This window comes from Nitrospira sp. (assembly GCA_024760525.1).
Taxonomy (GTDB): domain Bacteria; phylum Nitrospirota; class Nitrospiria; order Nitrospirales; family Nitrospiraceae; genus Nitrospira_D.
Window position 1 is genome coordinate 2,305,169 of record CP060499.1, and the last position, 13,312, is coordinate 2,318,480.

At 56.2% G+C, this 13,312-nt stretch carries 11 protein-coding genes; 5 read left to right on the forward strand and 6 right to left on the reverse strand.

The genetic code is table 11. From position 1 onward, the window contains the following. Nucleotides 1–126: 126 nt before the first annotated feature. Nucleotides 127–1,212, reverse strand: a complete 1,086-nt coding sequence (locus tag H8K04_10740) for a beta-propeller fold lactonase family protein (protein UVT14337.1) — start codon at nt 1,210–1,212, stop codon at nt 127–129. Between the two features lie 151 nt (nt 1,213–1,363). On the opposite strand from H8K04_10740, the gene H8K04_10745 reads away from it, so the two are divergent. Then, complete coding sequence (locus H8K04_10745; GenBank protein UVT14338.1) at nt 1,364–2,188, forward strand: hypothetical protein; 825 nt, start codon at nt 1,364–1,366, stop codon at nt 2,186–2,188. Here H8K04_10745 and H8K04_10750 read toward each other — a convergent pair. Then, a complete protein-coding gene (locus tag H8K04_10750; GenBank protein UVT14339.1) occupies nt 2,163–3,659 on the reverse strand; it encodes a CPBP family intramembrane metalloprotease in 1,497 nt (498 codons plus the stop codon). The two genes, H8K04_10745 and H8K04_10750, sit on opposite strands and share 26 nt — an antisense overlap. A 145-nt stretch (nt 3,660–3,804) precedes the next feature. On the opposite strand from H8K04_10750, the gene H8K04_10755 reads away from it, so the two are divergent. Together H8K04_10755 and H8K04_10760 are read left to right on the forward strand one after the other, a co-directional pair. Continuing rightward, nucleotides 3,805–4,983, forward strand: coding sequence for an alanine--glyoxylate aminotransferase family protein (locus H8K04_10755; GenBank protein UVT14340.1), 1,179 nt, complete (start codon nt 3,805–3,807; stop codon nt 4,981–4,983). A gap of 3 nt (nt 4,984–4,986) precedes the next feature. Continuing rightward, nucleotides 4,987–6,195, forward strand: a complete 1,209-nt coding sequence (locus tag H8K04_10760; protein UVT14341.1) for an amidohydrolase family protein — start codon at nt 4,987–4,989, stop codon at nt 6,193–6,195. 109 nt (nt 6,196–6,304) lie between these two features. Here the strand turns inward: H8K04_10760 and H8K04_10765 are convergent, their stop codons facing one another. Further along, on the reverse strand, nt 6,305–6,883 hold the full coding sequence (locus H8K04_10765) for a DUF1566 domain-containing protein (protein ID UVT14342.1): 579 nt from the start codon (nt 6,881–6,883) through the stop codon (nt 6,305–6,307). A 366-nt stretch (nt 6,884–7,249) separates the two neighbouring features. Beyond that, complete coding sequence (locus H8K04_10770) at nt 7,250–7,888, reverse strand: J domain-containing protein (GenBank protein UVT14343.1); 639 nt, start codon at nt 7,886–7,888, stop codon at nt 7,250–7,252. Between the two features lie 130 nt (nt 7,889–8,018). Here H8K04_10770 and H8K04_10775 point away from each other — a divergent pair, with 130 nt between their 5' ends. Continuing rightward, complete coding sequence (locus tag H8K04_10775) at nt 8,019–9,287, forward strand: MFS transporter (GenBank protein ID UVT14344.1); 1,269 nt, start codon at nt 8,019–8,021, stop codon at nt 9,285–9,287. Between the two features lie 51 nt (nt 9,288–9,338). Continuing rightward, entirely contained in the window at nt 9,339–10,028 is a 690-nt protein-coding gene (locus H8K04_10780; protein UVT14345.1) for a hypothetical protein, read from the forward strand. Nucleotides 10,029–10,272: 244 nt separating this feature from the next. On the opposite strand, the gene H8K04_10785 is transcribed toward H8K04_10780, so the two are convergent. Continuing rightward, a complete protein-coding gene (locus H8K04_10785) occupies nt 10,273–11,760 on the reverse strand; it encodes an NADH-quinone oxidoreductase subunit N (protein UVT14346.1) in 1,488 nt (495 codons plus the stop codon). Further along, the gene (locus H8K04_10790; protein ID UVT14347.1) at nt 11,757–13,310 is read right to left on the reverse strand and encodes an NADH-quinone oxidoreductase subunit M; all 1,554 of its coding nucleotides are present in this window, start codon (nt 13,308–13,310) and stop codon (nt 11,757–11,759) included. Before H8K04_10790 ends, H8K04_10785 begins: the two co-directional genes overlap by 4 nt. Nucleotides 13,311–13,312: the final 2 nt, after the last annotated feature.

Genomic DNA, 13,312 nt, shown 5'->3' on the forward strand with positions numbered 1-13,312 from the left:
GGGACAGTGGAATAAAGAAGGACTGTGCTCGGGTCGGTATTGACCGAATCAATGGCGAGCGGCTTGGAGGGGTACTGACCGCGGCACGGTGGCTGTGCCGCGGGCTATCAAAGTCCCGGACAAGGCTTATGGTCGACCTGGTGTGCCAATGCCAACTGGGGTCGCTCCAGCCGGAAACGCCGCACCTAAAGAAACCAGCTCACCGCTCCCTGCTGTAATTCGATAGCCGGATACATCGCCAGCTCCGCCACTGTTTGATGCATACAAGAATTGCCCATCCGGGTTTATGGTGATGCCACTTGGAGCTGTTCCGGCAGACTCCGTTTCCACGATGTTCAAATCACCGGTGGTCCCGTTAACACTGAACACCGATACATTGTTCGATCCTTGATTGCTCACATACAGAAACGCTCCATTGGGGGATACGACCACACCACTTGGCGCCGTTCCCGCTCCAAATGGAGAGTTGATAACCGGAGTCAGCGCGCCGGTGGTTCCATTGATACTGAACACCGACACATTGTTGGACCCCTGGTTACTTGCATACAGAAGTGCGCTATTCGGTGATACGGCCACGCCGCTCGGCGATGTCCCCGCATTTTCGTTTTCTTCGAACGTCAAGGCGCCGGTGGTTCCGTTAATTCTGAATGCCGACACATTGTTGGAGCCCTGGTTACTCACATAGAGGAAGGATCCGTTCGGCGATACCGCGACCGCGCTCGGTGTTGTTCCTGCAGCAATCGGAGCGCCGACTACGCTCAATGCCCCGGTTGTTCCACCAATACTGTAAACGGATACGGTACCGTTATTGTTCGCGGCATAGAGAAACCGATCGTTGGGCGAAACAGTCACCGCGTTAAAACTGCTTCCGGAAACAAACGGCGATCCGGTCACCGAGGTGAGGCCACCCGTCACCGCACTGATGGCGAATGCATAGATACCATCGTTTGTTGCGACAAAGGCAAAGGATCCATTCGAAGACACTGCAACGGATGATGGGACGTCGGTTGTGAGTGAAATGGTGCCTGCATCGACAAGACTCCCTCCCCCACTGATCGTGTAAGCCGACACTTCGTTGGGTCCACTGCTCACGACATACGCGACTGGTACTGCCCCCCCTTCAAACCCACCTTCTCCGCCTCCTCCACTTGGACAGCCGGTCACCAGCGCCAGGAACGGTAACATGAGCCATGACAGGAATCGCGTATTCATATCGTGTCCTTTTGCTGATGTCCTTAATGGGATGCCTGTTTCCCGTATAGCACGGGTGAATACGTACACCAACTAAAATGATTTTTTTCGTTGGACTCTGGCCGATTCCCGCTGGCACACTGCACCTCTTAAAACGGAGCACGATCAGGCCTTGCATCAATCACTCACCATTCTCGGATCCGGCTACACCGCCAAGTTTTTCTTGCCGCTCGCCGAGCAACGCTATACCCGAGTCTGTGCCACCAGCCGAAATCCCGAGCGGCACCTCACTCATCTGCGACCTGACCAACGAGTACGATTCGATCTGGCACAACCTGATACATGGCCGTCGATTCCAACGGCGACCGACATGCTGTGGTGCTTTCCTGCAGCGCCGATTGAAATGGTCCGTCGATTCGCTGAAGCGGCCTCTCTGCGGACCCGTCGCCTCGTCGTGCTGGGCAGCACCTCCGCATATGCCGACAGCGTCTGTACCGGATATCCTCCATCCTGGGTGGATGAAGCAGCACCCATCGATCTAACAAAAGATCGCGTACAGGGAGAAGAGCTATTGCGGACGACTTATGGCGCCATCGTACTGCGGGTCGCAGGGATCTACGGGCCGGGCCGCAACCCCATCGATTGGATCAGAACAGGCCGCGTGAACCGCTCACGCAAATATGTCAATCTCATTCATGTCGAGGATTTGGCTTCGACCTGCCTTGCGGCCATGACCCATGCCGAACCAAGCGGGGTCTACAATGTGAGTGACGGCAATCCCATGACCTGGAATGAGATCTGTGAGTCGATCGCGCAGCGGTGGGAGATTCGATCCTCCACCTCCCGGGAACCGGGGCCACCCGGCAAGCGGGTATTGAACAAGCGAATGAGTGAGTTGCTGAAACTGGATCGTGTCGGTTTGCGCTACAGTAATCTATTCGAAGCGCTTGAGCTGATGCAGCGGAGTTCGCTCAACGAAGCAAGGCCATCACCGTAAGGCACACCAGCACGTTGTTCATCGCATGGGCGGCCATGCTGGGAACCAGACTCCCTGTCCGCTCGTAGATCCAAGCCCAGAGGAACCCGCTCCACAAGACACTGATGAAGCCGATCAGGCTATAGCCGTGGGCCAACGCAAAAATTCCGGCACTGATGAGTGCGGCAGGAAAGAATGAAAACCGGCGACGAAGCATCGCATAGAGCAGACCGCGAAATACAAGCTCCTCGAAGATCGGCGCGAAGATCACATACTGGAGCAAGCTACTCGCCAACACAGAGGGTGACGCCCAAACCAGATCCGCATCAAACCATTCCGTCCAGTGGTTATTCAGATTCAGGAACTCGGCAGTCCGCCCCATCATCCATTCACCCCAAATCCCGGCAGCGACAACGGCGAGGATGATGCAGACCAGGCGTCCGAAGTCCGCCCGTCTGATATGGAGGCCGAACCCGGTCAAGAACGTCAGGCCGGAGGGCTTGAGCAGTTGAACATACGCGATGGCAAGCAGGGGAAGGTTGGCCAAGGGGATGGCCAACGCCGACACCGGCGCATGCTCGAAGGACGGAGCGAATAGCAAGGCTGACGTTGCAATCACTCCTAATGCGCCGCCACGGAGAATAACCGCAGCAGCAGATCTTCCGGACCAAGGCGGAGGAACGCCAGGTGAATGGAGTCGCAAGATGTCCACCCGCTGCCCCTTGAGCCTGACAATACCCAACAGCATGACTGACCCGATCACCAGACAGATCAATTCGAACAAGAGCAATGGGCGAATCCTTTGCTGAACCAGATCCTCCTTGATCACACTCTGGTTTTTGACCGTCACAAGAAGTCCCTGATTACCAGCTCGTTGCGCGAGCCTGGCGGCAAGATGATCGTAGAACCATCCGTTCGGCAGTGTTTCCGCCAGCAGAGCTTGTAATTCGACTTCCTGTTCCCCATTGAGTGGTTGCGCACCATACGCAGCTTCGATCAATTGTCCAAGTAGCACCGCGGACGTCCCACGACCTTGCCACCCCTTGGCTTCGGCCAGTGCCGCCCCTTCACGCCCGGATTCTCCAAGCAGAATCGCCAGCCGAAGCTTGGACAGTGGATCATCCGTCGTCTCAACCAGCTCGCGATACCACTGGATGGCTTGCCCAGGAGTTTCGTCCTCGCTCCCCATCGTCCATTCCGCGAGCCATTGCTGCCATACCGGGGCTCGTCGAAGCGCGTCTTGGGCTTCCATCATACGGCCGACCATCAGATCGAGCGCACGGTCCGGTTCCTCGAATCGCTGAAGTTTTGGAAAGGTCATCGACACCCACAGAATGTCCCCGAGCGCCGCAACCAGGATGGCTGCGCAGACGACATTCACAAAGAGTGACCATCGAGAGCTGTAGGGTTGAAGTGGTGACTGTGCGACCGTAGCGGTTTCGGCGGCTGGGAGACCTTGCAATTGTCCAATCGAATAGATCTGTTCGCTCATGGGTGCTTGACTATAACATGTGCCTCCGACTCTCCAAATCCCCTCAAAATAGCTACTGAGTTGGTCTGCATAGAATTTGCTGCATAGCCTTGCCTTCCGAAGTTGGCTATACTAACTCCGCGACATTCAAGGAGCCTTTTTTGCCATGAACGACTTTAGCGCACCGCGCAGATTGCTCTTAGGCCCCGGTCCAAGCATGGTTCATCCCCGAGTGCTGCGTGCCATGGCGACTCCGCTCGTGGGACATTTGGACCCGGCTTTCTTGAGCGTGATGAATGACATTCAGTCCCTCTTGCGCCATGTATTTGCGACCACCAATCGTTTCACCATCGCCGTCTCTGGCACGGGATCAGCCGGAATGGAGGTCGCGATGGTCAACATGGTGGAGCCGGGTGATGCCGTGATCGTAGGCATCAACGGGGTGTTCGGCACTCGGCTCGCGACGATAGTTGACCGTTGCGGAGGCAAGGCTATTCGTGTGGAGGTTCCTTGGGGCCAGATGATCGAACCGGACGCGATTTCGACGCTGCTCCAACGGTCGGGGCCGGTGAAGGCGGTTGCACTCGTCCACGCTGAAACCTCCACCGGTGCATGGCAACCTATCGAACCGATCAGCGCGATCTGCCGCAAATACGACACCCTGCTCATCGTCGATGCGGTCACATCGCTTGGCGGGGTCCCAGTAGAAGTCGATCAGTGGGGTATCGATGTGTGCTACAGTGCCACGCAAAAATGTCTCAGCTGCCCGCCTGGCTTGGCTCCCTTGACCTTAAGCGAGCGCGCACTTTCCGCAATCAAGAATCGGCGAGCTCCCTGCCAAAGCTGGTATTTTGACCTGGCCCTTATCGCAGATTACTGGGCAGAACATAACCGGACCTATCATCATACCGCACCGATTTCGATGCTGTATGCCCTGCGGGAGGCCTTGCGTTTGATCAAAGAAGAAGGACTTTCTGCCCGGTTCGCCCGGCATGAATTGAACAGCCGCGCGTTGATGGCGGGACTGATCGCGCTCGGCTTGGAGCCGTTGCCACCTCCTGATCACCGACTTCCGACGCTGATCTGTGTCACAGTTCCCACACATATCAATGAAGCGAGCGTCCGATCTCAATTGCTCGAAACGTCCGGGATAGAGATCGGCGGAGGCCTAGGGCATCTGAAGGGAAAAGTCTGGCGAATCGGGTTGATGGGAGAATCGTCCACCGAAGCCAACGTGCTGACCTTCCTGAATGCCTTGGAAGAGATCGGCATTCGAAACAAGTGGATTTCGACTCCAGGCATTGCACTGCAGGCAGCAGCGCATACCTATAGTGGAGGACGCTAAGTTGTGACGATTGCCATTCATCACGCACGCCTTATCGATGGGACGGGAGCCGTTCACGACAGCGCAACGCTGCTCGTGCGTGGCACCAGAATCACGGCGGTCGGACCCAGCAACATCGTCACGATCCCGAAGGGGGCTGTCCGTATCAACGGCCGCGGTCTCACGGTTCTTCCAGGACTTATCGATTGTCATGTCCACCTCTGTTTGGGAGGCGAAGCGGATGTCGTCAGTACACTGGAATCAGAACACCCGTCGTATACGTTGCTGAAGTCTGCCAAACATGCCAAGGCGACAATCGATGCGGGATTCACGACGGTGCGCGACGTAGGATCTCGAGATCACTCAATTTTCACCCTGAAAGAGGCGATCACTTCTGGTCTTCTACCTGGACCGAGAATCGTTGGTGCAGGTCTTGCCATCTGCATGATCGGTGGTCATGCGCGGTTCATCGGAAAAGAAGTCGAAGGAACCGAGCAAGTCAGGGAAGCCGTGGCCGACCAAGTCGCCGCCGGGGCGGGGGTCATCAAAATCATCGCTTCGGGAGGAGTGCTGACGCCCGGCACCTCGCCGGATCAGGCTCAAATGACCACGCAGGAACTAGCGGCCGCCGTCGATGCCGCGCGCCAAGCCGGAAAAAAAGTGGCAGCGCATGCCCACGGAGCATCCGGCATGAAGAACGCGATTCATGCAGGTGTGCACTCAATCGAGCATGCCACGTTGTTAGATGACGAGTCGGGCTCGCTCATGAAGCGGTATGGGGTCTATATGGTCCCTACCCTTTCTGCGCTGGCTACCACAGCCGCTTGCCGGCCGGGCTGCGGCATCCCAGAAAGCGCGTTAGACAAGGCCAAGGCCATGACCACGCGCCATCGGGCCAGCTTCAAACATGCGCACCAAAGCGGCATCTCCATCGCCATGGGAACCGATGCCGGGACACCGTTCAACTTCCATGGAGACAATGCGCAGGAACTCGAGCGTATGGTGGCATTCGGCATGACACCGATGGAATCCATTGTTGCCTCGACGGCGACGGCGGCTCAATTAATCGGGATTCAGGACTCAGTCGGAACACTGACCAAGGGAATGGAGGCCGATCTTGTCATCCTGAAGGGAAATCCCCTTCGACGGATCGAGATGCTGCGAGACGGCGACAAGATTATGGGGGTGATGAAGGGTGGCCGATTCGTCTCCGGCCCTTTTTCGCGAGGCTAGATCAAAGAAGACCTGCCACCTTCCATGACATAACTCCGGCGCCAACCGATGCCATGTTTCTTCCGTATCCCTCATTTTTCCCATTTGGAGCATGTGGGGCATTGGATCTTCAATACTGCTCAGAATTCACGCCTCCACGCACACACCAGGCAGGGAGGGTAAAGGAGTTATTGCCGCCGATGGGATCCTTCGCAGGAATTGACGTTGACCAAAAGCTGGTCGGCTGAAGACCAGAAAGAAGGCTCGCTGAGACGGACGGCGACGCCATCGGCTGATCCTGCACACTCTTAAGCTCCACCATCGAAGGTAACCGCCATCCAATTGTGCCACCCACCGTCTTGCTCGCACAGTAGCGAGTCGCATCGGTCCAGGTCCTGAGGGTGGCATCAGGCGTCTCTTCCCATACCAATCCTGTGTGCTTATCTAGCACGGCACCAGGGAAGGCTGCGACAAAGCGCGGGGCAGACGAGTTGGTGACATCCTCCGCAGGGTAAGAGCGCTTGATTGATGCCCCCCCAACGGGCGCGATGATGTGACTCACTTTGTTGACCATTACGGTCAATTGATTGGCTAATACAGCCTGCGTATTCACCGAGGCTACCTCAGTCCCATAATTCATCAAGAGGCCGCCTCCAACGAGGACAACGCCTACGACCGCACCTGGCCACGTATATCGCATGGTATTCATAGAATTCCCCTCCTCTGTTGAGGGTGGATCACCTCTGTTCTTGTGTACGTGATACCGAAATAATATTGGCTTGACGCTTACTACGTAGAAATAGCAAATCCCGTGCTTTCCGCTCGCAACGGGCTTCAATTGTTCTGAATGGCACAAGCAGGATGGAAAATCAGGTGTTTTTCACGCACGCGCGTGGCCGGGGCTGGTTGTTTTCAACCGCCTGTATCGAATCGGCTGAATGGGAACCGATCCAGGTGCATTGGAATGGATTCACTGGCTATGTTCATCGCCTTGTGCACGACCTGGACGTTGAGAAAGCATTACACTCATTTCCTGCAACGAGACAGCTTCACTTCGATCCGGCATTGAAGGGCACTATCGCCGTTCGTAAAACAGTTCCAGCGCCGACGCAACACCCTGAATACGGCCTTTGCGGAAACCTTCGTCCAGGCGAGCCCTGAGTGATCGGATCGCTCGTTCATCCCCCCGCTTGACGATCCCCTGAGAGACCATCATCTCCATGGCTACCTCGACGAGGCGTCGCTTCCGCTTATTCATGTCCTCCGTGACGAGGTCTTCCATGATTTCGGACGCCCGGGTCGTGACTATCGGTTCCAGGAATGAATCATAACCCTGCGCTTGGATCGTTCGTTCTCGAATCACCTTTAATTCCTCGCGCACCCGTGCGACATTCGGCATCAAGATCGCGAACACTTCTTTCCGGCCTTCATCGAACAACTTCTGCTCGATTTCATCGAGAATGAGGCCGGGATCAACTGCCGCCGAGCGCGGCTCATCTCCCCAACTTAACCGATCGTAGCTCTTGCGCTTTTCCGGGTCACCGACGATCTCATAGGCGACGTTGATCTCGCGGATCCGTTCTTCCGCATCCGTCTTGTGAGGATTGCGGTCGGGATGGTGCTCAAATACCAGCTTGCGATAGGCCTTCTTGATCTCGTCGTCGGACGCCTCCCGTGAAACGCCCAGCACCTGATAGTAGTTCGTTCGCGCCATGCAACGAACTATAGCATGGGGTCTCATCAGCTTCACCTTGACAGTAGCAGAGATCCTCCTTAGCCTTGCGCGCACTGTAGCGCCGACCACTGCGCTGACTGAAGACATCTCGCAGGCAGAGATCGACAGCATGACTACGCTCTCTTGGCGATCCGGGGTGACCAGCTATCAGTGGTTGGTCTTATTCGTCGCCTGGTTGGGATGGGTCTTTGATGCGATGGACGCGACAATTTACGCGATTGTCCTCCATCCGGCCCTCCACGATCTGTTGCATTCCGCAAGCGGTGGTCCTCCGACGACAGAGCAAATCGGATGGTACGGCGGGATCATCTTTTCCATCTTCCTCATCGGTTGGGCGATCGGCGGCATCACGTTCGGCGTGCTCGCCGATCGCTTCGGACGCACGAAAGTGCTGATCGTTACAATCCTTATTTACGCCGTGTTCACCGGGGCCGCTGCATTGGCTGAGACCTGGTGGCATCTGGCGCTATCCCGCTTTCTCACAGCACTCGGCATCGGCGGTGAATGGGCGGCAGGTGCCGCGATTGTGGCTGAGACGTGGCCGGAAGATAAGCGCGCCAAAGCGGCGGGTGTGCTCCAGTCAGCGTGGGCGGTGGGATTTTTTCTGGCTGCGACGATGAATCTCACATTGAAGGAAACCTATGGATGGCGCGGCTTGTTTGTGATCGGTATCGCTCCTGCGTTCGTTGCCCTCTTCGTCCGGTGGTGGGTCAAGGAACCGGAACGCTGGACCCATGCACATGAGGAGCACGCTATCCCATTGACGGCCATCTTTCATGGTGATTTACGGCGATCCACGTTGGTGGGTTCCGCGCTTGCTTTTGTCGCGGTATTCGGTCTCTGGGGTTCCACAAATTGGGCGCCGACCCTCATTCGTGAGTTGCCGGACCTCAAGGGAGAGGATCCGACGACGCTCACCAAATACGTCAGCTACGCCATTATGGCGTTGAACGCCGGGGCGATCTTTGGCTACCTGGGCTTCGGCCCACTTGCCGATCGCTTCGGGCGTCGGCCGGTGTTCGCTCTGATGTGTGTGGGGAGTTTCATCATGTTACCGGTCACCTATCTTATACCATCAAGTTATAGTGGGATCTTGATGCTCTTGCCGATATTAGGGTTCTTTAACAATGGGATTTTCAGCGGGTTTCCAATTTATCTCCCGGAATTGTATCCGACGAAGTTACGGGCAACCGGGGCCGGCTTTTGCTTCAACGCAGGTCGCGTGCTGGCCTCGGCCTCGCCATTTCTCACGGGATGGCTGGTCACGACGCTCGGCTCCTTCAGCCGAGCGGCCAGCACCATCGCCCTTATCTATTTGATTGGACTGGTAGTTTTGCTCTTTGCCCAGGAAACCAAAGGTCGTCGTCTGCCCGACTAGAGTCTTTCCACCCTTGACTTTAGATTTTTCGAGTTTATTCTGAAACTTACGATGAACACACCCAATCAAACCCCAAGAGTCTTGACCCATGACGAGCGAAAAGCTGCAGAAGCGGCGTTTTCAGGTCGTCCATTCAATCCTGGTTGGTCGGAATCTGCGAGGAGAATCTATGACGGGCTGATCCAAGCGCTTCCGATTCTGCCAGATGATTCGACCTTGGCGCCTAGCGAAGCGATTCGAGAGGAGAAGGAAACGGTTCAAGCAGTTCCCTCGCTGCCGACAGCGGAAGAACCAAAGCTCGAAAGTCCCGCAAGCTTAGGAAAAGCACCCGAGGTCAAGGCAGAGGGATCGGTGAATCAGTTGATCACGAATCGGCAAGAAGCTATTCAGTCTGGTTTCCTGATTGATGTGACAACGGATGCCCAAAAGCTGGGTATCAGTTTCCCGATCACCATTACAAAGCCTCTGTGGGAAATGGGCATCGCCCCTTCTCAGACGTTGTCGGAGGAAGACAAGTCCGGACGATTGCGTGACGTATTGATGGCCTTCCGTATCCGTCTCGCCAGTCAAACCACACTCTCGCCGCTGATCGATTTTCCGGCGATGTTGGCGTTGCCGCCTGAAGGCGTGCCGCAGCCTGTGCCGCTATTCGCATTCATTCAAGCGGACGAACAGCACCGTCCGATGGCCACCCTGCTCCTGCCCAACGAAGTCTCGGCCTCGATTACTCCGATGAACTAGCGGATTTTCCCAGGCCGTCGAGTTCAGACGCTAAGTTCCTCTCTTCCGATTCCGTTTTGATCTCCCTGTTCAGGTGTGCATCGAGCAACCGGTCGAGGATCTTCCTAAATTGCGGGCCTATTTTAATCCCATTGCCTTCAGATCGGTGCCCGACAGAATCGGCTTCACATGCTGATAGGTCGTGAGGAAAGCTTAGACCTGTCGCTTAACAGTTAGGGGTATGGAGTACACGGCTCGAACTGATTCATGGTCTCTGCACGGCCACCATGAGCAGGTTACTGACAGAATCCCGGATCACTTCCATCAGTGGTCCTGGATAGAGTCCTAATATGAGAATGATCGAGGCAACGAATCCCAGAGAGAAAGCAGCCGTCCAGCCTGCCGTCTGGCGAGATTGAATAGGCAGTCCTTGAGGAGCGGTTGCCTGTGCCGGCTCTTCGTCGAACAACGTCACGATCAGTCGCAGATAGTAGTACAGGCTGACGACGCTGTTCCCGATCAGCGCCAGTACCAGCCACCACAGACCGGCGTCGACGCCGGCCGCAATTGCATAAAACTTCCCGATAAATCCCGCTGTCACCGGGATACCGGCCAAGGACAACAGGCTCAGCGCCAGCATGGCGGCGAGCCAGGGCCGAGTCCAAAACAACCCTTGATAGTCCTCGAAACGATTCTTGTCCCCTCCCTCGCTCGAATACACCGTCACCACGCCAAAGGCACCCAACGACATGGCACAGTAGACGATGACATAAAAGGTGACTGCTTCGGCAGCGGGGAGACCACCAGCCAGCAGCGCGACCAGCACATAACCAAAGTGGGCGATTGAGGAATAGGCCAGGAGCCGTTTCACATTCTGTTGTAAGAGCGCAAGGACATTCCCTGTGACCATTGACACAACCGCCAGGAGGCTGAACAGATGGACAACCGGAGGCAATTCCAACACCCCAACTTCGGTGGCGAATCGGAGTAGCAATGCCACCACTGCTGCCTTGGAGACGGTTGCGATATAGGTCGTGATGGGAGTAGGCGCTCCCTGGTAGACATCGGGAATCCACATATGAAACGGTGCGAGCCCGAGCTTCAAGGCGATCCCAACGAGAACCAGGATTAATCCTCCTAACCACAGTGCAGGAACGGACTGCGCCTGTTTCATGATTGCTCCCACACCGTGAAAGGTCATGGCACCGCTTTCGAAATACAGAAGCGCTAGACCGAACAGAAGGAGCGCGGACGCGGTGATGGACAACAGCAGGTATTTCACCGCGGCTTCGAGCGGATGGCGTCTCGTGCGTAAGTACCCGATCAGACTACAGAGGGACAGGCCGAGGAGTTCGAACCCAAGAAAAAACGACACGAAATGCGCAGCGGTGGTTAGGACCAATCCCCCGAAGGTGGCCAGCAGGAGAAGCACATAATATTCCTCCACACCCTCCTTCTCACGAAACTGGAAATTCAAGTATCGGTACGATAATGCGATGATGACCATCGTGGCAGTCAGGACGAGTCCCATGTACAACAAGGCATGTCTATCCACGACCAGTAAGGTCGTCACGGCTCGTGGGGCCGCCGTGGCCGCCCAGGGTAATGTTGCCAGCGTGAGGAGACATGACACAAACGCGAGGATGGCGATGCGCGCATGGTGTCGCCGACAGGCAATCGAGAGCATGGTCACAAGGGAGAAGACCCCAAGATCTAGGAGTGGTGAAAGGGCAATGAAGTCTTGGAGTGTCATGGGGCACTCCCTTGCGAGGTCCCAATGTGGGACGACAGCAGAGGTCCTGATGGCGAGGGAGTCGGATGGGGTGACGCCACCGCCGACTGTACAAGCTGTTCCATGACCGGCCTCGCGGTGGTCAATACTATCTTCGGGTAGAGACCAAGCCAGATCTGCAGGACTGCCATGAAGAGTAATGTCCCAAACGCGACATTCGACAGGTCCGGAGCCATACGGGCATCTCGTTGCTGGCCAAAGAATGTACGTTGCATCATGCCTAACGAATAAATGGCTGCCATAACCATGCCGATGGATGCCAGGATGATCATGAATGGTTGAACCGCATAGGATCCGAACAGGATGAGAAATTCACCGATGAAATTGGCCATGCCAGGCAACCCCAGTGATGCGCAGGCAAAGAAGAGCGCCATCGAGGCAAGGCGTGGCGTCACACTCCACAGTCCTCCCATCTGCCCCATCTCCCTCGTCTGGTAACGCTCCTGAAGCGCGCCAGCCAACAGGAAGAGGCCGCCGGTGCTCAACCCATGCGCCACCATCTGCATCACCGTTCCTTGAAGCGCCAACTCCGTCCCAGCAAAGGCACCGAGCAGGATGAATCCCATGTGGCTCATGCTGCTGTAGGCCACCAGTCGTTTGATATCCGTTTGTGCACAGGCCAATATCGCTCCATAGAGAATACTGAGCGTCCCAAGTCCCATGACGAAGGGAGCAATATCACTGATCGCTTCCGGAAACATCGGCACCGTGAACCGCAGCAAACCATAGGCGCCGGTTTTACCCAAGATCCCGGCGAGGATGATCGTTGCTCCGGTGGGCGCCTCTGTGTAGGTATCCGGCAGCCACGTATGGAAGGGAAGCGCCGGCAGCTTTACAAGAAACCCAATGAGAAATGCGAGCATCAACCACCTGGCCATCTCGCTGGATAGGGTCAGTCCCATCAGGTCGGCATAGTCGAAACTCGGCCGCCCTGTCGCCTGTTGATGCAGGAGTGCGAGGGCGACAATCGCAACGAGCAGCACTAAGCTCCCCGCCTGCGTAAACAAGAAGAACTTGAATGAAGCGTGCCGGCGCTGTGCATGGCCCCAGATGATGATCAGGAGATACATGGGAACGAGCATGAGCTCCCAAAAGAAGAAAAACAGAAACAGATCGATGGCGAGAAACACCCCGATGACGCCACCAAGGGCCAGCAGGACGTTACAATGAAACAATCCGACCCGGGTCTGGATTTCTGTCCAGGAGGCAATGATGGCAACGACCCCAACGAAGGCCGTCAACAGAATGAGGATCACACTCAGCCCATCGAGGCCAAGATGCAGGCTGATGCCCCAGCGGGGAATCCAACTGACGTGACTTTCTACAAGCCATACCCCATGGCCTGACGCCCGAAGCGAGTGACCTTGGCTCCCGAGGAAGGACGCCAGCAGAAAATCAACGGACATGGCACTGAGTGCGATCCAACGGGGAGCATAGCGAGACCATTGCTGTCCCATACAGGCGAAGGGTGCCGCGAGAATTGGAATGAGTATGAGCAGCCAGAGGACCATTG